This window comes from Novosphingobium humi, from assembly GCF_028607105.1.
Lineage (GTDB): Bacteria > Pseudomonadota > Alphaproteobacteria > Sphingomonadales > Sphingomonadaceae > Novosphingobium > Novosphingobium humi.
This window is the reverse complement of sequence record NZ_CP117417.1, coordinates 2,548,029-2,569,144: the sequence shown is the minus strand read 5'-3', so window position 1 is coordinate 2,569,144 and position 21,116 is coordinate 2,548,029. Positions and strand designations below refer to the sequence as shown.

17 protein-coding genes are annotated in these 21,116 nt (G+C 65.5%); 11 read left to right on the top strand and 6 right to left on the bottom strand.

Annotation, left to right across the window (positions count from 1 at the left end):
• The first annotated feature begins 266 nt into the window (after nucleotides 1-266).
• The 7 genes from PQ457_RS12075 to trxA all read left to right on the top strand — a co-directional run bounded on the left by PQ457_RS12075 (nucleotide 267) and on the right by trxA (nucleotide 11,782).
• Complete coding sequence (locus PQ457_RS12075) at nucleotides 267-2,660, top strand: PAS domain-containing sensor histidine kinase (RefSeq protein WP_273617078.1); 2,394 nt, start codon at nucleotides 267-269, stop codon at nucleotides 2,658-2,660.
• Nucleotides 2,660-3,100, top strand: a complete 441-nt coding sequence (tsaE, locus tag PQ457_RS12070) for a tRNA (adenosine(37)-N6)-threonylcarbamoyltransferase complex ATPase subunit type 1 TsaE (protein WP_273617077.1) — start codon at nucleotides 2,660-2,662, stop codon at nucleotides 3,098-3,100. Before PQ457_RS12075 ends, tsaE begins: the two co-directional genes overlap by 1 nt.
• Nucleotides 3,094-4,101 (top strand): aminoglycoside phosphotransferase family protein, encoded by a 1,008-nt coding sequence (locus PQ457_RS12065; RefSeq protein WP_273617076.1) that lies wholly within the window; start codon nucleotides 3,094-3,096, stop codon nucleotides 4,099-4,101. The genes tsaE and PQ457_RS12065 overlap by 7 nt, the downstream gene beginning before the upstream one ends.
• Nucleotides 4,098-4,820, top strand: a complete 723-nt coding sequence (locus PQ457_RS12060) for a nucleotidyltransferase family protein (RefSeq protein WP_273617075.1) — start codon at nucleotides 4,098-4,100, stop codon at nucleotides 4,818-4,820. Before PQ457_RS12065 ends, PQ457_RS12060 begins: the two co-directional genes overlap by 4 nt.
• Nucleotides 4,813-7,893 (top strand): double-strand break repair protein AddB, encoded by a 3,081-nt coding sequence (gene addB, locus PQ457_RS12055; protein ID WP_273617074.1) that lies wholly within the window; start codon nucleotides 4,813-4,815, stop codon nucleotides 7,891-7,893. Before PQ457_RS12060 ends, addB begins: the two co-directional genes overlap by 8 nt.
• Nucleotides 7,890-11,399, top strand: coding sequence for a double-strand break repair helicase AddA (addA, locus tag PQ457_RS12050; protein ID WP_273617073.1), 3,510 nt, complete (start codon nucleotides 7,890-7,892; stop codon nucleotides 11,397-11,399). Before addB ends, addA begins: the two co-directional genes overlap by 4 nt.
• 62 nt (nucleotides 11,400-11,461) lie before the next feature.
• Nucleotides 11,462-11,782 carry a thioredoxin gene (gene trxA / locus PQ457_RS12045; RefSeq protein WP_168603902.1) on the top strand — a complete coding sequence of 107 codons (321 nt, stop codon included), beginning with the start codon at nucleotides 11,462-11,464 and terminating at the stop codon, nucleotides 11,780-11,782.
• 59 nt (nucleotides 11,783-11,841) lie between these two features.
• On the opposite strand, the gene PQ457_RS12040 is transcribed toward trxA, so the two are convergent.
• From PQ457_RS12040 to PQ457_RS12020, 5 genes are read right to left on the bottom strand one after another with little or no spacing between them, the layout of a single operon-like run.
• Nucleotides 11,842-12,114 (bottom strand): DUF1294 domain-containing protein, encoded by a 273-nt coding sequence (locus tag PQ457_RS12040; RefSeq protein WP_273617072.1) that lies wholly within the window; start codon nucleotides 12,112-12,114, stop codon nucleotides 11,842-11,844.
• On the bottom strand, nucleotides 12,111-12,911 hold the full coding sequence (locus tag PQ457_RS12035; RefSeq protein ID WP_273617071.1) for an inositol monophosphatase family protein: 801 nt from the start codon (nucleotides 12,909-12,911) through the stop codon (nucleotides 12,111-12,113). Before PQ457_RS12035 ends, PQ457_RS12040 begins: the two co-directional genes overlap by 4 nt.
• Before the next feature lie 12 nt (nucleotides 12,912-12,923).
• Complete coding sequence (locus PQ457_RS12030; RefSeq protein WP_273617070.1) at nucleotides 12,924-13,529, bottom strand: glutathione S-transferase family protein; 606 nt, start codon at nucleotides 13,527-13,529, stop codon at nucleotides 12,924-12,926.
• A 5-nt stretch (nucleotides 13,530-13,534) separates the two neighbouring features.
• A complete protein-coding gene (gene argJ, locus PQ457_RS12025) occupies nucleotides 13,535-14,761 on the bottom strand; it encodes a bifunctional glutamate N-acetyltransferase/amino-acid acetyltransferase ArgJ (protein WP_273617069.1) in 1,227 nt (408 codons plus the stop codon).
• Between the two features lie 33 nt (nucleotides 14,762-14,794).
• Nucleotides 14,795-15,841 (bottom strand): acyltransferase family protein, encoded by a 1,047-nt coding sequence (locus tag PQ457_RS12020; protein ID WP_273617068.1) that lies wholly within the window; start codon nucleotides 15,839-15,841, stop codon nucleotides 14,795-14,797.
• 134 nt (nucleotides 15,842-15,975) lie between these two features.
• Between PQ457_RS12020 and PQ457_RS12015 the strand changes: the two genes are divergently transcribed.
• The 4 genes from PQ457_RS12015 (at nucleotide 15,976) to PQ457_RS12000 (ending at nucleotide 20,616) form a co-directional block, all read left to right on the top strand.
• Entirely contained in the window at nucleotides 15,976-16,572 is a 597-nt protein-coding gene (locus tag PQ457_RS12015) for an energy transducer TonB (protein ID WP_273617067.1), read from the top strand.
• A 47-nt stretch (nucleotides 16,573-16,619) separates the two neighbouring features.
• Entirely contained in the window at nucleotides 16,620-16,892 is a 273-nt protein-coding gene (locus PQ457_RS12010) for a hypothetical protein (protein WP_273617066.1), read from the top strand.
• Between the two features lie 93 nt (nucleotides 16,893-16,985).
• Entirely contained in the window at nucleotides 16,986-19,688 is a 2,703-nt protein-coding gene (gene secA, locus PQ457_RS12005) for a preprotein translocase subunit SecA (RefSeq protein ID WP_273617065.1), read from the top strand.
• A gap of 256 nt (nucleotides 19,689-19,944) precedes the next feature.
• Nucleotides 19,945-20,616, top strand: a complete 672-nt coding sequence (locus tag PQ457_RS12000; RefSeq protein WP_273617064.1) for a PilZ domain-containing protein — start codon at nucleotides 19,945-19,947, stop codon at nucleotides 20,614-20,616.
• A 9-nt stretch (nucleotides 20,617-20,625) separates the two neighbouring features.
• On the opposite strand, the gene PQ457_RS11995 is transcribed toward PQ457_RS12000, so the two are convergent.
• Entirely contained in the window at nucleotides 20,626-21,018 is a 393-nt protein-coding gene (locus PQ457_RS11995) for a hypothetical protein (protein WP_273617063.1), read from the bottom strand.
• Nucleotides 21,019-21,116 lie beyond the last annotated feature (98 nt).

Below are 21,116 nucleotides of genomic sequence, written 5' to 3'. Positions count from 1 at the left end.
ACTGTCGGGGTTTGCGCTTTGGGTTTGGCGTTAGGGGTCGGACGCGGCGTTGCAATTTTAAAGCCTGCGGCGCGGCCAGCGCAGCTTAAAAAGCGCCGCAGGCTTTATGTTTGTGCGTGTATAAACCGCCCCCCGCAATCCTCCCACCACCCCATGCATGGGATTGCAAAGAGACGAGTCCCTTTGCCCGCCGGAGGCCCCCTTAAACCTTATCCCCTCCACAACCCCCATTGCCAACCGCCCCCCGCCCGCCTAGCTGATAGGCGATGCAATGGACCCCTCTTGCCATGGTTGTCATGGGCTTGCTGCTGGCTGCTTGGGCGGTGGCGGCTGGCTGGGCTGTGCTCTCTTCGCTGGCGCGCGCTCGGGCGGCGGCGGGCGCGGTGCGTCAGGCGCGGCGGCTGGCCCGGATGGTGGAGGAGAGTCCGGCGCAATTGCTGATCGTGCGCAGCGACGGGCGGATCGAGGGTTCGCCCCGGCTGGCCTCATGGCTGGGCTTTTCGGCCATGCCGCAGTTTTTGAGCGAGTTGGACGACGGCAAGCCCGATCGCGGGTTGAGCGCCGAGCAACTGGCGCAATTGACCGAGGCCGTGCTTTCGGCCCAGCGCACCAGCCGTTCGTTCAATCTGGCCATTTCGCCGCGCGGTTCGCGCCGGTCGCTGTCTTTGCGCGGCGGGCTGGCCGATCCGCAGGTGGCGCCTGCCGGATCGGCGCAGGTCTGGGTGTTTGACGCCAGCGAGGCCGAGACGCAGATCGCCCGGATGCGCGCCGAAACCGCCCGGTCGAAGAGCGATTTTCTGGCGCTGGTCGGCCTGATCGAGGCGGCGCCGATCCCGATGTGGTTCCGCTCGCCGCAGGGCGAACTGCGGCTGGTCAACTCGGCCTATGTCCGCGCGGTGGGCGCGGACAATGCCGAGGCGGTGGTCAATGGCGGGCTGGAATTGGTCGAGCGGGTCGATGGTCAGACCCCGGCGCAGGTGGCGGCTCGCGCCATGCTGGAAAAGCGCCCCGCCGAGCGCATTGTCGCCGCCACCATCGGCGGCCAGCGCCGCGCGCTGCGCGTCTCCGACCTGCCGCTGGGCAACGAAGGCGTGGCCGGCTATGCCATCGACATTGAAGAGATGGAGGAAATCTCCCGCGCTTTCCGTGCCTTCCGCGAGGCGCAGCGCTCGATGCTCGACCTGTTTTCCTCGGGCGTGGCGCAATTTGATGCGCGCCACCGCCTGACCTTCGCCAATCAGCCGTTTCAGCGCCTGTTCGCGCTCGGCCCCGCCGATCTGCATGATGCGCCCTTTGAGCGGCTGCTCGATGCCGCGCGCGAGGCCGGGCGTGTCCCGGAAATGCGCGACTATCGCGCATGGCGCAAGGAGCGCGCCGAATGGTTCGCCGCCTCCGGCGCACAGGAGGAGGCATGGCCGCTTTCGGACGGCACGCATCTGCGCGTTGTGGCCCAGCCGATGCCCGATGGCGGCCTGCTGATGGTGGTCGAGGACCGCACCGAGACTTTGCGCATTTCGGCGATGCGCGACACGCTGCTGCGCACCCGCACGGCCACGTTCGACAGCCTGTTCGAGGCGGTGGCGGTCTTTGCCCCCGATGGGCGGCTGCAATTGTGGAACCGCCTGTTTGCCAGCGCATGGGGGCTGGAGGCTGAGGTGCTGGACGCGCATCCCCATGTCGATGATGTGATGCAGCGGATTGCCGCGCAGCTCGCCCGGCCGGATCAGGCGCAGGCGGTGGGCGACGGCGTGCGCGCCGCCACGCTGGAGCGGCGCCAGACCGGGGGGCGCGTGGCGCTGGCCGATGGGCGGGTGCTGGAATATGCGGGCGTGCCGCTGCCCGATGGCAATGGTTTGCTGACCGTGCTGGACATCACCGATTCGCAAAAGGCCGAGGAGGCGCTGCGCGAACGCAATGCAGCCCTGGTCGAGGCGGACCAGCTCAAGACCCGCTTCCTTGCCAATATGTCCTATGAATTCCGCACGCCTTTGACCTCGATCGGCGGTTTTGCCGAATTGCTGGAGGCGGGGCTGGGCGGCGATCTGTCGGAAAGCGGGCGCGAATATGTCGGGGCGATCCTGACCTCGGTGGCGCGCCTGACCGATCAGATCGAGAATGTCCTCGACCTCTCGCAATCGGAGGCCGGGATGCTGCCGCTGGCGCTCGAACCGGTCGATCTCTTCGCCCTGATGCGCGATCTGGTGCAGGAGCGCGAGGCGGTGGTGACGGAAAAGCACCTCGAACTCGACCTGCGCGGCAGCAGCCTGAACGCGGGGAAGATCGAGGCCGATCCGCGCCGTCTGGGCCGCGCGCTGGCGCATCTGCTCGACAATGCGCTGGACGCCACGCCGCGCGGCGGGCGCATTCTGGTCGAAGTGGGGCGGCATCGCTCGCGCCAAAAGGATGGCAAAAACGGCGATGGAAAACAGCGCGCCCGCGTGGTCATTTCGGACAATGGGCCGGGCATGGACCGCGCCGCGTTGGCCCGCGCCTTTGACGGTTTGCCGATCCAGCCGACCAGCCCGGACGCCAAGGGCGCGGCGCGGCGGCAGGGATTGGGCCTGCCTTTGGCCCGGCAATTGATCGAGGCGCATGGCGGCACTCTCGAACTCCTGTCCGAGCCCGGACAGGGTACGGCGGCGATTGTGGAGCTGGACTGATGGAAATGATGCTGCCCGATCTGGCCGCGATGGAGCGGTGGGGCATGGCGATTGCCGCCGCTTTGCGCCCCGGCGATGTGGTTGCCCTGAACGGCGGGCTGGGCGCGGGCAAAACCACGCTGGCCCGCGCGATCATCGCCGGTTTGGGCCATGAGGGCGAGGTGCCTTCGCCCAGTTTCGCGATCATCGAGCCATACGACGGCCTGCGCTTTCCGCTGGTCCATGCCGATTTCTACCGCCTGGCCGATCCGTCCGAGGCGCAGGAACTGGGGTTGGATGAATATCGCGAGGGCGGGGTGCTGATTGCCGAATGGCCGCAGATGGCGGGCGGCTTTGCCCATGAGCCGGGATGCCTGTCGATCACGCTCGAATCTGCGGATGAAGGGCGCAGGGCCATTGTCGAACCGGGGGCCGATTGGCTAGGGCGCGTGCCATGCTGAACACTTTGCCCGATGGTCTGACCGAATTTGTTGCCCATGCCGGTTGGGGCGATGCCGCTGTGGAGCCTTTGCCCGGCGATGCCTCGTTCCGCCGCTATTTCCGCCTGCGCCGCGAAATGGGCGAAACGGCCATGCTGATGCATGCCCCGCCGCCGCAGGAAGATCCCGCGCCGTTTCTGGCCGTGGCCGTATGGCTGGGGGCGAATGGCCTGCGCGCGCCCGCCATTCTGGCGCAGCAGGCCGCGCAGGGCTGGGTGCTGCTGGAGGATTTCGGCAATGACCGGGTGCGTGACTGGCTGGATGAACGCCCGCAGGACGAGCGCGCGGTCTATGAAGGCGCGCTGGCCCCGCTGGTGGCTTTGACGCGCCTGCCCGGCGGGCCTTGGGCGCCCTATGACTGGGCGGTTTACCGGCGCGAGGTGCGGCTGCTCACCGAATGGTATGCGCCCGCGATGGGGCTGAGCGTCGATGAGGCGGGCTATGATGCGGCGTGGGAGGAGGCTTTGGCCCCGATGATCGCGCGCCAGAATGCGTATAACGCCACCGGCGGTGTCACGGTCCTGCGCGATTATCATGCCGAAAACATCATGCTGCTGCCCGGCGGATTGGCGGATCAGGGCCTGCTCGATTTTCAGGACGCGCTGGTGGGCCATCCGGCCTATGATCTGGTCAGCCTGCTGCAGGACGCGCGCCGCGATGTCTCGCCCGAGATCGAGGCCGCGATGATCGAGCATTACCTTGCCGCCACCGGCTTTGAGCGCGAGAGCTTCCTTGCCGATTACGCCCTGCTGGGCGCGCAGCGTAATGCCAAGATCGTGGGCATTTTCGTGCGCCTGTGCCGCCGCGACGGCAAGGCGCGCTATCTCGACATGATCCCGCGCGTCTGGGCGGCGATGGAGCGCGATCTGGCTCATCCGGCCCTGGCCCCGGTGGCGCGCTGGTTTGCAGACAATATCCCGGCCGAAATCCGCGCGGCCCATGGCGGAAGGATCGCAGCATGAAGCCTTTGGTCTCCGATACGGCGATGGTGCTCTCTGCGGGCTTGGGCAAAAGAATGCGCCCCCTGACGGCCACGCGGCCCAAGCCGATGGTGCCGGTGGCGGGCAAGCCGCTGATTGACCATGCGCTGGACAAGCTGGTCGAGGCGGGCGTGGCGCGCGCGGTGGTCAATGTTCATTACATGGCCGATTATCTGTTGGCGCATATGGGCAAGCGGCAAAAGCCGGTCGTCACCATTTCGGACGAACGCGCCATGCTGCTGGAAACCGGCGGCGGGATGGTCAAGGCGCAGGCGGCGGGCCTGCTGCCCGATCCCTTCTTTGCGCTCAATTCGGATAATGTCTGGCTCGATGGGCCGGTCGATGTGTTTCATGACCTGTCCTCGGCATGGGACGCGGATCGCATGGACGCGCTCTTGCTGATGGTGCGCCATTCGGACGCCAGCAATTATCGCGGCATGGGTGATTTCTCGCTTGATCCGCTGGGGCGAGTGGCCCGCCGCGCCTCGCGCAAGGTGGCGCCTTTCATCTTCACCGGCATCCAGATCGTCTCGCATCGCCTGTTGCGCGATGCTCCGCAAGGGCCGTTTTCCACCAACATCCTGTGGGACCGCGCGATGGAGGAGGGCCGTCTTTATGGTCTGGTTCACACCGGCAAGTGGTTTGAGGTGGGCACGCCGCAATCCATCGCGCCCACCGAGGAAGCGCTGAACCGTGTCTGATCGGGTCACGGCCCGGCTTCCCAAGGTTTATTCGATTCCCGCCCATCGCGGTTTTGCCGATGCCTTGGTGGCGGGGCTGATCCCGCGCTATGCCGATCCCGATCTGGGGCTGGCGCGGCTGACGCTGTTGCTGCCCAATCAGAGGGCGGCGCGCAATCTGACCGAGGCCTTTGTGCGTTCGGGCACGGATGGGTTTCGCGGCGGGGCCGTTTCCAGCAAAGGGGGCGGCCTGCTCTTGCCGCGCATGGTCATTGTGGGCGACCTTGATCTGGACGAGGCGCTGGGGCCTTTGCTCGACCCGATCGGCGCGGCCGACATTCCTCCCGCCGCCGATCCCACTCGGCGCTGGCTGCGTCTGGCGCAGATTCTGGCGCAGGTCGAAGGGGCGCAAGGCGCGCAGGGCGGGGCGGTGCGTCTGCGCCGCGCGGCCGAAATCGCGCAAAGCATCGACCGTCTGGCCGTGGAAGGCATCGCGCCTGAGGATCTGCTCAAAGAGGACGTGCTGGCCATCATTGGCGAGCAGGCCGAGCATTGGCGTCAATCCACCCGCGCTTTCCTGACGGTTCAGGCCCATTGGCGCGCCGAACTGGACGCGCGCGGCGAGGTGGACCCGCCCGTGCGGCGCAACATGCTGTTTGATCGGGCCGCCCTTGTCTGGCGCGACAATCCGCCGCCCCATGCGGTGGTGGCCGCCGGGATCACCAGCGCCTCGCCCTCGCTGGCGCGGTTTTTGCGGGTGGTAGCGGGGCTGCCGGGCGGGGCGGTGGTGCTGCCCGATCTCGATCTCGCGCTCGATGACGCGGTGTGGGAGGAATTGGGCCATGCCGGCGTTGCGCCCGAATTGGGTGCGGCTCCGTTTGGGCGCGAGGATGCGCTGACCCATCCGCAATATCATTTGAAACTGCTGCTCAACCGCATGGGCGTGGCGCGGGGCGAACTGGACCTGTGGCATCGCGCCGGGCCCTCGGCGGCCCCGCCCGAACGCAGCAAGGCGATCTCGAACCTGTTTCTGCCCGCGCGGGCCTCGGCGCGCTGGGTCGATCTGGCCGAGCGGCAAAGGCGGCTCTCGGCGGTGCGCCTGATGCAGAGCGAACATCCGGGCGAGGAAGCCCAAGCCATCGCCATCCTGATGCGCGAGGCGCTGGAAACGCCCGAAAAGCGGGTGGCGCTGGTCACGCCTGATCGCGGGCTGGCAAGCCGGGTGGTCGCCCATCTGCAGCGTTGGGGCATCAAGGCGGATGATACGGCGGGCCGCGCCTTGCCCCAGACGGCGGCGGGGCGGTTGATGCTCCTGCTGGCCGAGGTGGCGGGCGAGGGCGCGCCGCCGGTGCCGCTGATCGCGCTGCTGGGCCATCCGATGGTGGGCGGATCGCAGGGGCGCGCCTTGTGGCTGGACCATGTGCGCGTGCTGGACCTCAACCTGCGCGGGCCAAGGCCGGATGCGGGGCTGGCGCCTTTGCGCGCGATTATCGAGCGGATTGAGAAAAAGCGCGGCCCCGGCCCATTGACCGCATGGTGGGACGAGGTTGAGGGTATCCTTGGCCCCTTGATGAGCCTGCCCGAAGAAGTGCCGCTTTCCGATCTGATCGACGCGCTGGTGGCCGCGGGTGAAGCGCTTTGCGGCGAGGAATTGTGGGCCGAGGCGCCGGGGCGTTCGCTCTCCTCCTTTGTCGAAAACCTGCGTCTGGCCGCATCGGCCGAAGGGACGCGGCTACAGGTCCGCGATCTGGCCTCGGTCCTGCGCCATGCGATGGACAAGGTGGCGGTGCGCCCGCCATGGGGCGGTCATCCGCGTGTGGCGATCTATGGCTTGCTGGAGGCGCGCATGACGCGCAGCGATCTGGTCATCTGCGGCGGCCTGACCGAGGGTTCATGGCCCGGCAGCCCTTCGCCCGACCCGCTGTTGCCGCCGGCTGTGCTGCGCCATCTGGGCGTGCCGGGGGCGGAGTTTCGCATTGGTCTGGCCGCGCATGACCTTGCCGGATGCCTCGGCGCGCCGCAGGTGGTGCTGAGTTGGGCGCATCGCGACGAAGGCGGGCCGGTCATCCCCAGCCGCTTTGTCCTGCGGGTTCAGGCGATGTTGGGCAAGGAATTGTCCAAAAGCCATGCCGAGGAACTGGCGGTCACCTATGCCCGCGACATTGACGTGGGCAAGGTGGCCGCGCCCCATCCGCGCCCCCAACCCATGCCCAGCGCCGAGCAGCGCCGCGTCGACATTCCGGTCACCGCGCTCGACCGCCTCCGCGCCGATCCTTATCAGTTTTATGCGCAGGCGATCCTGCGGCTCAAATCGCTCGATCCGCTGGATGCAGAGCCGAGTGCGGCATGGCGCGGGACGGCGGTCCACGCCATTCTGGACGCGTGGCACAAGGATGGCGCGCCGCGTGGGGCTTTGGTCGCAACGGCGAACAATGTGCTGGACGGCATGAGCGCGCACCCGCTCGAACGCAGCCTGTGGCGTCCGCGCCTGCTGGCCGCGCTGGAATGGATTGATGAGGAAGTGGTCAAGCTGGCCGCCGAAGGGCGCCGCGTTCTGGCCACCGAAATCCGGGGTGAAATGCGGATCGATGGCATCCGCATCCATGGCCGCGCCGACCGCATCGACCGCACGCCCGATGGCAAGCTGGCCGTGGTCGATTACAAGACCGGCAGCCCGCCCAGCGGCAAGATGGTCGAGGCAGGCTTTGCGCTGCAATTGGGCCTGATCGGGATGATCGCGGCCGACGGCGGGTTCAAGGATGTCGATGGCGTGCCCAATGTCTTTGAATATTGGTCGCTTTCCCGGCGCAAGCCCAATCATGCAAAGGGGCCCGGCTTTGGCTGGCGCGACGAACCCGTGCTGGAAGGGCGCAAGAAATCGGGCATCCCGCGCGAGGAATTCCTTCACCGGACCGAGGAATATCTGACCGACGCGATCAGCCAATGGCTCTTGGGTCAGGCGCCTTTCACCGCGCGGCTGCGGCCCGATATTCCCTCATACAATGACTATGACCAATTGATGCGGCTGGATGAATGGATCGGCTGGATCGGGTCGGATGACGTGGCGCAGGAAACGCCGGAGGACGGGGCATGAGCGAGCCTCAGACATTGCACCCGCTGCATGGCAATCAGGCGCTGGCGGCGCTTCCGCAAGAAACCGTATGGCTCTCGGCCAGCGCGGGGACGGGCAAGACGCAGGTGCTCTCCTCGCGCGTGCTGCGTCTGCTGCTTACGCCCCATGTGCGGCCCGAACAGATCCTGTGCCTGACCTTTACCAAGGCGGGCGCGACCGAAATGGCCGAGCGCATCAACAGCAAGCTGGCCGGATGGGTGCGGGCCGAACCGACGCGGCTGGCGGCCGAACTGGACGCCATCGGCGCGCCTTACACGCCCGATGTGCAGGCGCGGGCGCGCACGCTTTTTGCCTCGGTGCTCGATTGCCCCGGCGGCGGGTTGCGGATCGACACGATCCATGCGTTCTCGCAATGGTTGCTGGCGGCCTTCCCGGAGGAAGCGGGATTGAGCGCGGGCGCGCGGCCGATGGAGGAGCATGAAAAGACCCTGCTGGCGCGGCAGGTGCTGGCCGATCTGTTGCTGGACGCGGAAAAGCGGGGGGATGGCGCGCTGCTCAATGCGCTGGCCTCGCTGTCGCTGCGGATGGGCGGGGATGCGGTTGAGGGCTGGCTTATGCGCTGTGCGGGCGCGCGGGGGCTGTGGTTCGGGCCGGGCGCGTGGGCTGTGCCGGTGGCGCCGCGCGTCAAACAGGCGCTGGGTCTGCCCGCCGATGCCGATATGGCGCAGGTCGTGGCCATGTGCGAGGATGAGGCGTTTGATGTGCGCTCGGTGCGCTGGCTGCTTGATGTGGTCAAGCAATGGACCGACAAAAAGGGCAATATGACCGCCACGGCCGAGAAAAAGGCCAATGCGCTCTGCGACTGGCTGGAGGCAGGGGCAGAGCAGCGGCTGGAGCGGTTGGGCGATCTCTATTCGGCGCTGTTCACCAAGGAGGGCGTGCCTTCCTATCTCAAAAACCTCGACAATATCGCGCCCGATTATGGCGAATATTGCTATCGCGTGGGGCTGAAGATCGAGGCGGTCAAGGCGCGGCGGGCGTTGATCGCGCTGGCCGGATGGCTGGCCCCGGCGCTGGAATTGGGCCGGGCCTATGCGCTGGCTTGGGAAGAGGCCAAGGCGCGCGAGGGGCTGATCGACTTTGACGATCAGATCGCCCATGCCGCCGATCTGCTCAGCCGCGCCGATATGGCCGACTGGATCCGCTACAAGCTGGACCGCCGGTTCGACCATATCCTTGTGGACGAGGCGCAGGATACCAATGCGCAGCAATGGCGGATCATCGAGGCGCTGACCGAGGAGTTTTTCGCCGGCGAGGGCGCCCATGCCGAGGCGGCGCGCACCCTGTTTGTGGTGGGCGATTTCAAACAGGCCATCTTTGGCTTTCAAGGCACCAGCCCGGAAAACTTTGCCGCCGCGCGCGAAAGGGTCAAAGCCCGCATGGGCGGCGCGGCCGACAATGCCGAGGCGATCCGGGGTGGGCCAGAGGCGCATCGCCTGATGGAACTGGGGCTGGAGCGATCCTTCCGCACCGCCGCACCTGTGCTGGATTTCGTCGACCGCGCGATTGCCCATCTGGGGGCCGAGGCCTTTGGTCTGGACACCGCGCCAGAGCCGCATCAGGGCGAGGCGCGGCCCGGATTGGTGACGCTGTGGCGCCCGGTGGGCGGGGCCAATGGCGGGAGCGCTGATGAGGATGACGAGGCCGAGGACACATGGCTCTCGCGCCCCGAACGCGAGATGGCCGACCGCATCGCGCGGCAGGTTAAGCACTGGCTGTTTTCGCCCGATGGTTTTCCGCTGATCAAGGGGCGCAAGGTGGCGCGCCGGGCCGGGGCGGGCGACATCATGGTGCTGGTGCGCAAGCGGCGCGAGCTGGCCGGGCTGATCGTGGCGCGGCTGCATGCGGCGGGCGTGCCGGTGGCGGGGGTGGACCGGCTGCGGCTGGGCGCGCCGCTGGCGGTCAAGGATCTGGTGGCGGCGCTGCGTTTTGCCGCGCAACCTCTGGATGACCTCAATCTGGCCGCGCTGCTGGTTTCGCCGCTGTTCGGCTGGTCGCAGGATCAATTGCTCGAACATGGCTGGCGCGAGGGGCGTTTATGGCCCCATCTGCGGCGAAGCGAGGCCGCCTTGGCCCGCGATGCGGTGGCGCAATTGAACGAATTGCTGGCGCGGGCCGATTTCGAGCCGGTGCCGGTGCTGATCCACTGGTTGCTGGTGGGGCCGTGGCGCGCGCGCGAAAGGCTGGTGGCGCGGCTGGGGCGCGAGGCGAATGATCCGCTCGATGAATTGATCAACGCCGCCCATGCCTATTCGGCCACGGCCACGCCCAGTCTTGTCGGGTTTCTGGCGTGGTTCGACGCGGGCGACGGCGAATTGAAGCGCGAGGCGGGCAAGTCCGATGGTCTTGTGCGGGTGATGACCGTGCATGGGTCCAAGGGGTTGCAGGCGCCGATTGTCATTCTGGCCGATGCCACCGGCGATCCGGCCAAGAGCAAGGGGTCGCCGCTCTCGGTCGAGGACCCCAGCGCGGCGATCACCGGGGACGAGCGCATGGTGCCGCTGCCCAATCTGGGCAAGGAGGAGCGGCAGGGGCCGATTGCCGAGGCCGCCGCCCGCGCCGCCAAGGCCGAGGGCGAGGAACATTGGCGCCTGCTCTATGTCGCCATGACGCGCGCCGAGGAGGCCTTGTTTATCGGCGGCGCGCTGGCCGCCAATGAAAAGGAACCGGCCAAGGGGAGCTGGTATGCCCGCCTTGCCGAAACTTTTGCGCCCGAGGATTGGGTCGCCGATCCGTTGTGGGGCGCAGAGGCGCGGTTTGGCGCGTTGGCCGATGCGCCGCAATGGCAGGCCGAGACGATGGAACTGGGCATGGAGGCGGGCAAGCCGGGCTGGCTGACCCGCGCCGCGCCCGAGGAAGCGCGGCCGCCGCGCCCGCTGGCTCCATCGGCGCTGGGCGAGGATACCGCCGCCGATCCGCCCACCGCCCTTGGCCCTGCGCGCGCGGCGGCGGCGCGGCGCGGCACGCTGATCCATGCGCTGCTCGAACGCCTGCCGGGCGCGGCCGATCCGATGGGCGCGGCGCTGGCATGGCTGGGCCGACAGGCGCGCGATTTGGACGAGGCGGCCCATCGCGACATGGCGCAGGCCGCCATCGACGTGCTGGCCAATCCGCAATGGGCCGACCTGTTCGGGCCGGATGCTCTGGCCGAAGTGCCGATTGCCGCCACGGTGGGCCCGCAGGTGGTGGCCGGGACCATCGACCGCTTGCTGATCACGCCCGATCTGATCCGCCTGATCGATTTCAAGACCGCGCGGCGCCCGGCCACCAGTGCGGCGCAGGTTTCCGTCGCGATCCTGCGCCAGATGGCGGCCTATGTCGCGGCGCTTGAGGTCGCCTATCCGGGGCGGCGGGTCGAGGCGGCGCTGCTCTATACCACCGGGCCGCATCTGATCACCTTGTCGGCGGACCTGTTGGCGCCGCACAAGGCCAGCTTGCGGCCCAAGCAGGAAAGCTTGACGCCCTAGGGTGGTTGCGCCCGCCCCATCATCGACTATCTTAGACACAACATTTCAGGAGATTTCAGGCCATGGCCACGATCAAGGTTACCGACGCAAGCTTTTCCACCGACGTGCTGGCTTCTGACAAGCCGGTCGTGGTCGATTTCTGGGCCGACTGGTGCGGGCCTTGCAAGATGATCGGCCCGGCTCTGGAGGAATTGAGCGAGGAATTGGGCGAGGAAGTGACCATCGCCAAGGTGGACATCATGGAAAACACCGAAACCGCCAGCCAGTTCGGCGTCCAGTCGATCCCGCTGCTGCTGGTGTTCAAGGATGGCAAGCCGGTGGCGCAAAAGCTGGGCGCGGCGCCCAAGAGCCAGCTCAAGGCATGGATTCAGGGCGCGCTCTGATCGCCTGAGCCATCCGGCAAAGCAACAGGGGGCGTCGGCAACGGCGCCCCCTTTGCCATTCAGTAAGGCACAAAGCACCCGATCAACAGTCCCGCCTGTATCGCCGCGATCAACCACAGATGGGTTGAAAACGGTTGTTTGCGGGTTTTATGGCGAAACCACTGCCGGGCGATCAACGCCCCCGGCGTCCCGCCGATGGCCGCCATCATCAGCAGGCTGGATTCCGGGATGCGGCGGCGGCCCTCGCGGGCATAGCGCTTGTCCTGCCAGAACAGATGGATTGTGCGCGCATTGACCAGCAGCAGCGCGAGGGGGATGTAGCCGGAGATCAAATCGCCGCCATCCGTTCCGCCAGTTCGTCCCACAGCGCCGGCGAGGAGGCGCCGATCAGGCCCCGCCGGTCCTCGTCCACGCGATAGGGCGTGCCGTCAAAACGCGCCGCCTTGCCGCCCGCCTCGTTCAGGAACAATACGCCCGCGGCATGATCCCACGCCAGCGTGCGTTCAAACAGCGACACATCATTCACGCCCGTGGCCAGACGCGGATATTGCTCGGCGGCGCAGCGAGGGATGTCGACCAGTTGGTAATGGGGCGCAATGTGATCCATCAGCGCGGCGCGGCGCGCAGGATCGGCAAAGATGACCGAGATCGCCGCAATCGCCGGGTTTTGCCCGGTGGGGCGGGCCGTCAGGCGCTCGCCGTTGAGATAGGCCCCTTCGCCGATCCGCGCATGGCAGAACCGGCCCGAAAGCACATCATAGATCCAGCCGCCAATCGTCTCGCCCCCCTGCGCCAGCGCGACAAGGATGCCGAAAGGCGCGCGGCCATGGGCGAAATTGTTGGTGCCGTCCAGCGGGTCGATGATCCAGCACAGGTCGCTGCCCAGACGCCCCATGATCGAGGGATCGGCAAAGGCCGCCTCCTCGCCCACAATCGCCGCCTCGGGCAGGATGCGGGCCAGACCCTCGGCCAGAATCGCCTCGCTCTCCCTGTCGGCAACCGTCACCAGATCGTCGGCGGCTTTCTCGATGATGTCGGCGGCGGCCAGATGCTGATAACGCGGACGGATGGCGCGGGCCGCCGCATCGGCCATCACATCATGGACGGCTTCGCTCAAAGTATCGGTCATGGATCGCGCCTTTCAGGTGAGGGGGATGGCGACATATTGGAAGCCGGGGCGGGCGCTGACCGCGTCAAACCAGCGACGGATATGGGGAACATCCTCGCGCGCAAAGCCCAGCTTGAACCATGTGTAGGCATAGGCGCCCATCGGAATGTCGGCGATGCCGAAATCCGCTCCGGTCAGGAATTCCTGACCCGCCAGCGCATTATCCATGATCCGCATCAGCTTGTTGGTCTCGGCAATGGTGCGCTCGATCTTGGCGGCATCGCGGTCGGCCTCGGCCACGCGCACCATCTGCAGGAAACCGTCACGCTGCGCATCGGCAAAGGTGAATTGCCAGTCCATCCACTTGTCCGCCAAAGCCCGCGCGCGCAGGCCCTGCGGCCAGAGATGCGGCGCATGGGCATCGGCCAGATAGCGCAGGATGGCGTTCGATTCCCACAGCGAGAAATCGTCCTCGACCAGCGTAGGCACCAGCCGGTTGGGGTTCATGGCCAGATATTCGGGGCTGTAGCCAAACGAGCCGCCGATATCATGGCGCACCCATTCCTGCCCGGTTTCCACCGCCGCCCAGACGACCTTTTTGACATTATGCGAGTTCAATCGACCCCAGATTGTCAGCATGCGCGTCAGCTCCGGTAATCGGCGTTGATCGAGATATAGCCATGCGTCAGGTCGCAGGTCCAAACCGTGGCGCGCCCTTCGCCAAGGCCGATATCAACCTCGATGCTGATCTCCTGACCTTTCAGATGGGCGGCCACCGGGGCCTCATCATAATCGGGCAGGGGCTGGCCGTCCTTGGCCTGCCACACGCCGCCAAAGCCGATGGAGAGGCGGTCGCGGTCGGCAGGCTCGCCCGCCTTGCCCACGGCCATGACGATGCGGCCCCAATTGGCGTCCTCGCCCGCGATGGCGGTTTTGACCAGCGGCGAATTGGCAATCGCCATGCCGATCCGCCGCGCGCTCTCATCCGAAACCGCCCCGGTGACGGAAACGGCGATGAATTTCTGCGCGCCCTCGCCATCCTTGACCACCAGATGGGCCAGTTGACGGCACACATCGGTCAGCGCTGCGGCAAAGGCGTCGGCGCCCTCGCAGCCTTCGCAATTGATGATCGTGTTGCCCGCCTTGCCGGTGGCAAAGGCCAGCACCGTGTCGCTGGTCGAGGTGTCGCTGTCCACCGTGATGCAGTTGAAGGTCTCGTTGGCGGCCTTGGTCAGCAGTTCTTGAAGGAACACAGGATTGATCGCCGCATCGGTGAAAATATAGCCCAGCATCGTGGCCATATCCGGGGCGATCATGCCCGACCCCTTGATGATGGCGGAAAACGTCACGGTCTTGCCGCCGATGATGGCCGTGGCGGTCGCGCCCTTGGCAAAAGTGTCGGTGGTGCCGATCGTGTTGGCGGCATCCTCCCACGAACAGGGCGCGGTGGTCAGGGCATTGTTGACGCCTTCCTTGGCCTTGTCCTTGGGCAGGGGGACGCCGATCACGCCGGTCGAGGACACAAACACCTGTTCGCGCGCGCAGCCCAGATGGGCCGCGACCTGATCCATGATCTGTTCGACCGCCTCGCGCCCGCGATAGCCGGTGAAGGCATTGGAATTGCCCGCATTGACGATCAGCGCCCGCGCGCGGCCCTGCTTCACATTGGCGCGGCCCAGTTCCACCTCGGACGAACAGCAGATGTTGCGTGTGAAAACGCCCGCCACGGCGGTGTTTTCGTCCAGCTCGACATAGGTCAGGTCGCAGCGGTCCCATTCCTTGTATCGCGCGCGGGCCACGCGCGGCGTGGCCCCGGCAATCGCGGGCAGGGCAGGGAAGGGCGTGGCAAGCGGAGAGATGGCGTGTGACATGGCCACGCGGGTTAGCGCCTGATGCCCATCACTTCAACCTTTCCGGCGCCTTGTAAACCGATGGGCAGGAATCCCATGGGCCAGCGGGCTGATCGCCAGCAAGACCGCCAGCACCAGCACGGCGACCAGCGTCAGCGGGCGGATCATCGCGGCCTGCGCCCCATGGGCCCGCGCCAGCGATGCCCCCCAGATCAGCACCGGCCCATGGATGGCATAGGCCGGATAGGACAGCCGCCCCAGAGCATCGGCAATCCTCAACCCCGGCCCACGCAGCGACACATGGGCCGCGCACCACAAGGCCGGAGGAAAGATCACAAACACCCCCAGCAGATCGCCCGGCACCACGCTCAGCGGCCACCAGGGCAGGCTGAACAGCGCGAGCGGCAGCAGCAGGCCGCCCGCCCAGGCCCCCAAAGGCGCGACCGGCACGCGCCCCGCGGCAAATTGCCGCCCCAGCCACACGCCCAGCCCATAGCCGAAGCCCACCCGCGCAAAACCTCCCCACCAGTTGCGCCCCGTATCGCCCAGCCCCACCGAGCCCCACACATAGGCGCCCCACGCCAGCACCGCCGCGCAGGCCAGCACGAAAACCAGCAGCAGCCGATTGCCGAGCCGCGCCAGCACCAGCGCATGCACCGCATTGGCCAGCAGTTCATAGGCCAGCGACCATTGCGGACCGTTGATCGGAAACAAGCCGCCCGGCCCCCGCCGCAGCGGCACCAGCAGCAGGCCGCAGAGCGTGAGCAGCCACAGATGCCCGGTGGCTCCGACCGACAGCCGCCATCCCGCCCCGATCAGCACGCCCACCGCCAGCACCGGCCACAACCGCGCCGCGCGCCGGAGCATGAAATCGGACGCCTTCAATCCGCCGCGCAATTTCGGCTCAAAGGCCAGCGTCAGCACGAAGCCCGAAAGCATGAAGAAGAAATCCACCGCCAGATAGGCGCGCGGAAACAGGCCCGGCGCGCCGTACAGCGGGGCTTCATGATGCAGCACCACCCCCAGCGCGGCCACCCCGCGAAGGGCATCAAGCAGGGGTAGGCGGCCGACCGGGGCGGCGGTGCGTGTGGTTTGGGACATGGCGCGCGGACTTGGCCCAGAATGGGCGCACAGACAAGCTTGCCCTTGTATGCGGTGGGCGGCGTCTCTAGTCTCGGCCGGGCTTAGGGAGACAGGTTATGCTGGCTTTGGGGTTGATTTTCTTGCAACAAGCCGTGGCCGCGCCATCCGTGGTGAGCGTGCCGCCCGCGCCCTTGATGCCGCCCCCGCAGAGCGCGGTGGAAACCCTGCCGCGCGGGCCGCGACCCAAGGACGGGACGGCGGGATGGATCCGCCCCGGCGACTATCCGGCCCTTGCGGTGAAAAACGGCGAATCGGGGGTTGTCGGCTTCACGCTGACCATCGATGCCAAGGGGGCGGTCAACAATTGCGTGGTGGTGTCCACCAGCGGATCGGCGGCGCTGGACCGCGCGACCTGCGATCTGATCAGTGCGCGGGCTCAGTTCCAACCAGCGCTGGACGGCGCGGGCAAGCCGGTGGCGGGCAGCTATACCAACCGCACGCGCTGGATTCTGCCTCCGCCCGCGACCCTGCCCCAGCCGGGAGAACTGATCTTTCACTATGTGGTCGAAACCGATGGTCGCCAGACCGAATGCCACGTCGAAAAGGCAACGGGCGCGATGGAGGCCAGGTTCAAGCAGATCGGAGAGGGCTGTCCGGCGGTCCGCTTTCGCGAACCCTTCAAGGATGCGCAGGGCAATCCGGTGCGCCGCCATGTGACCTTGCGGCAATCGCTGGTGGTGGAACCATAAAGCATACGCCCTAGACGGCGGCCATAGTCCTGCCTATATCCCGTGCCATGCTTCGGCTGCTGTTATCTTTTCTGGCTATGGTTTCCGGTCTTGCCGCGATGGCGCCGGAAACGGATGCGCGCGCTTTTGCCGCGCGTCCGGCCATTGCGGCCACGATGCAGGGCGCGGGCGCGGCGCGGGTCTCGGCCCATGTGGTGGCCCATGCGCGCGAGATTACGCGGCCTGCGCAGCCCCGGCTGATCGAGGCGGCCCGCGCGCCCTTGGCGCTGGCCTATGCCGCGCCTTCGGTGCGGCTGCGGGTGGATCGCGCCCGCGAATAAGGCGCCTCTGCGCTTTTCCTCATGTCCTTTTCCATGGGCGCGCGCCGCATGTGCCGGTGCCCCATACCCCTATCTGTCTTCAGGAATTTTCCCATGTTTTCCAAGCTTGCCAAGTCGATCTTCGGCTCGTCGAACGATCGTTACGTCAAATCGCTCGACAAGATGGTGCGCCAGATCGGCGCCTATGAACCGCAACTGGCCGAAATGAGCGATGAGGAATTGCGCGGCATGACCGCCAAGTTCCGCGAGGAAATCGCGGGCGGGCGCAGTCTTGACGATATCCTGCCCGAAGCCTTTGCCGTGGTGCGCGAGGCCTCGAAGCGCTGCATGGGGATGCGCCATTTCGATGTGCAGATGATCGGCGGCATCGTGCTGCACCGGGGCGAAATCGCCGAAATGCGTACCGGCGAGGGCAAGACGCTGGTGGCGACGCTGGCGGTTTATCTGAACGCGCTGGAAGGCAAGGGCGTGCATGTCGTTACGGTCAACGACTATCTGGCCCGCCGCGACGCGGAAACCATGGGCGTGCTGTATAATTTCCTCGGCCTGAGCGTGGGCGTGATCGTGCCCAACCTCAACGAATATGAGCGGCGCGAGGCGTATAATTGCGACATTACCTATGCCACCAACAATGAGCTGGGTTTTGACTATCTGCGCGACAATATGAAGCATGATCGCGATCAGATGGTCCACCGCCCGTTCAATTACGCGATTGTTGACGAAGTGGACTCGATCCTGATCGACGAGGCGCGCACGCCCTTGATCATTTCCGGCCCCACCGATGACAAGAGCGACCTCTACGTCTCGGTCGATGCGGTGGTGCGCCAGTTGATTGCCGACGAATCGACCTATGAGGCCGATGAAAAGTCGAAGAATGTCACGCTGACCGAGGATGGCGTGGAAAAGGCCGAGCGCCTGCTCGAAAGCGCGGGGCTGCTGGAAGGCAGCAACCTTTATGCCATTGAAAACACACAGGTCGTTCATCACCTCGATCAGGCGATGAAGGCCAATGTCATGTTCAAGCGCGACATTGATTACATCGTCAAGGACGGCAAGGTCGTTATCATCGACGAGTTCACCGGGCGCATGATGGACGGCCGCCGCTGGTCGAACGGGTTGCATCAGGCGGTCGAGGCCAAGGAAGGCGTCAAGATCGAGCCGGAAAACCAGACGATGGCCTCGATCACCTTCCAGAACTATTTCCGCATGTATCCCAAGCTTTGCGGCATGACCGGCACGGCGGCGACCGAAGCTGCCGAATTCTTCGACATCTACAAGATGAACGTGGTGACCATCCCCACCAACGTTCCGGTGCAGCGCATCGACGAAGAGGACGAGTTCTACAAGAACACGCTCGACAAGTTTGCCGCGATTGCCAAGCTGATCCGCGAAAAGAACGAGATCGGGCAGCCGGTGCTGGTGGGTACGGTCTCGATTGAAAAGTCCGAACTGCTCAGCGAATTCCTGACCAAGGAAGGTGTGAAGCACAATGTGCTCAACGCCCGTTTCCACGAGATGGAGGCCCATATCGTGGCGCAGGCGGGCCGTCTGGGCGCCGTGACCATCGCCACCAACATGGCCGGGCGCGGGACCGACATCAAGCTGGGCGGCAATCTGGAATTCCGCATCGAGGATGAATTGCGCGACATGCCCGAAGGGCCGGAGCGCGACGCCATCATCGCCGGTTTCAAAGCCGAGATCGACGCCGAGAAGGAAAAGGTGCTGGCGGCCGGCGGGCTTTGCGTGATCGGCACCGAGCGCCACGAAAGCCGCCGCATCGACAACCAGCTTCGCGGCCGTTCGGGCCGTCAGGGCGACCCCGGCCTGTCGAAATTCTACCTCTGCCTTGAGGACGATCTGCTGCGCATCTTTGGCCCGGACACGATGTTCTCCAAGCTGATGAACAGCAATCTGGCCGATGGCGAGGCGATCGGTTCGCGCTGGCTGTCCAAGGCCATCGAGACGGCGCAGAAAAAGGTGGAAGCGCGCAATTATGACGTGCGCAAGCAGGTCGTCGAATATGATGACGTGATGAATGACCAGCGCAAGGTCATCTATGAACAGCGCGCCGACATCATGGACGCGCAGGCCATGGACGAAGTGGTTCACGACATGCGCCACGATACGGTCAACGCGCTGGTCGGCACGGCCTGCCCTCCGGGGTCTTACCCGGAAGTGTGGGATATCGAGGGCCTGACCAATGCCGCGCGCTTTACGCTGGGCATCGAGGCGCCGATTGCCGACTGGGTCCATGCCGAGGACGGGATCGAGCCGGAGACCATCGAGGAACGTCTGGCCGAAATGGCCGACGCGCATATGGCCGACAAGATCGCCCGCAACGATCCGGAAATCTGGCGTCAGGTGGAAAAGAGCGTGCTGCTCGAACGGCTGGACCACCATTGGAAGGAGCATCTGGCCACGCTCGATGCGCTGCGTCAGGTGGTGTTCCTGCGCGCCTATGCGCAAAAAACGCCGATCAATGAATATAAGCAGGAGGCTTTCGGCCTGTTCGAGCGGATGATCGAGCAGATCCGTGAGGATGTGACGCGCATCCTGTCGACCGCCGAGTTGCAGTTCTCGCAACCCGAACCGGCCGCGCTGCCCGAACTGCCCGATTTCCTGACCACGCATATCGATCCTTTCACCGGGCAGAATGATGCGGTTCCTGCCGCCCAGTCCGGTTTCGATCCTTCCGGTTTCGATCCGTCGCGGATTGATCCGGCCTATTCGCGCAATGCGCCTTGCCCTTGCGGGTCGGGTCAGAAATACAAGCATTGTCATGGGGCTGTGGTCTGAAACAGCGGGGCGGGCGTGATGCGCCCGCCCGGTTGCGGCGGTGATCGATGGCCGCCGTGCAAAGGACTGTATGCTTTGCACATTAACCAATTTGCAGGTATTGGCGCAGACTAAACCGCCAATTTTCGTACTTATTGGCGATTACTCACGGCATGTTCATAACCGCTTTACCATTTCCTGCAATGTATAGGATGCAATCAGGGGGAAGGGGTTTCGCCTCCTTTCCTGCGGCCAACTATCGCAGGTGGATCAATCGGTGAGTCACGACGTCTTCCGTCCCGAAATGACCGCGCTTTCCGCGCCTGAGGTCGGGCAGGCGTCGGGCGCGGAATTGCGTGGTGCGCCGCGTTTCACGCTGCTGGTGCGTTCGGCCAAGCTGATCATTGATGGGCGCGAATATCTTTGCGTGCTGCGCGATGCCTCGGCCACCGGTTGCAAAGTGCGCCTGTTTCATCCGCTGCCTTCATACAGTTCGCTGGCGCTGGAAACATCGAGCGGCGAGCGCTTTCCCATGGAATTGATGTGGAACCGCGACGATCACGCCGGTTTCCGGTTCTTCGACATGATCAATGTCCAGCGCCTGCTGGATGACAAATGCGGCCTCTATGCCAAGCGGCAGATCCGGCTGAAAACCGATGCCGAAGCAATCGTCTTTGCCAATGGCCAGCAGATCCGCGCGATGATGCGCGACATTTCCCAGCAAGGCGCCTGTATCGAATGCCCTGAGCGCTTGATGCTGCGCCAACCGGTGCGGATCGAGACTGTCGGCTTCCCTCCCATCCACGCCAAGGTGGTCTGGCGTCAGCAGCCGCGCCATGGGCTGGTGTTCGACCGCGGCTTTCTGATGGAAGAACTGGCGCAGAATATCGCCAAGATGCATGAGGCGCATGGATCGACGCCTCCGGGCCGTTTCCGCGCCGCCTGCTGAGGGCTTTCCTTACAACGCCTTTTTGGACCGTTTCGCACCCTTGTGGTGGCGATGGTCGCGCAGGATCAGCGTCGTGCCTTCCTCGCCGATCGCATAGTCCTTGCAGGCCTGCTCGATCAGCGCATCGACATCCTCCTCGCTGGCCTCCGGATGGATGGGAATGCGCGCGATGGTCATGCCCTCGGCCGGATCATCGACCGAGAGAAAGAAACTGGCCCCATCGCCCAGCGCATCCACATTGAACCCGCCGTTGATATGCCATGTCGTGCCATCCACGCTGAAGATCGGGCGGCGGCAATGGTTGCAATGGGCATAAAAGGCCCCGTCGATCCGGTCCCTGGCCTTGTGATCGGGCGAGTGGCGGCGGGTGAACCAGCATTGGGTGAGCGCGAAGGTGGACATGGCGAGACCCTGAGCAAGGAGAGGACGCCGCCAGTTTAGGCTCAATCGCTGAGATTGTGGTTATTTTGAATTAAGCAATCGGCCCAGGGCAAACCCTT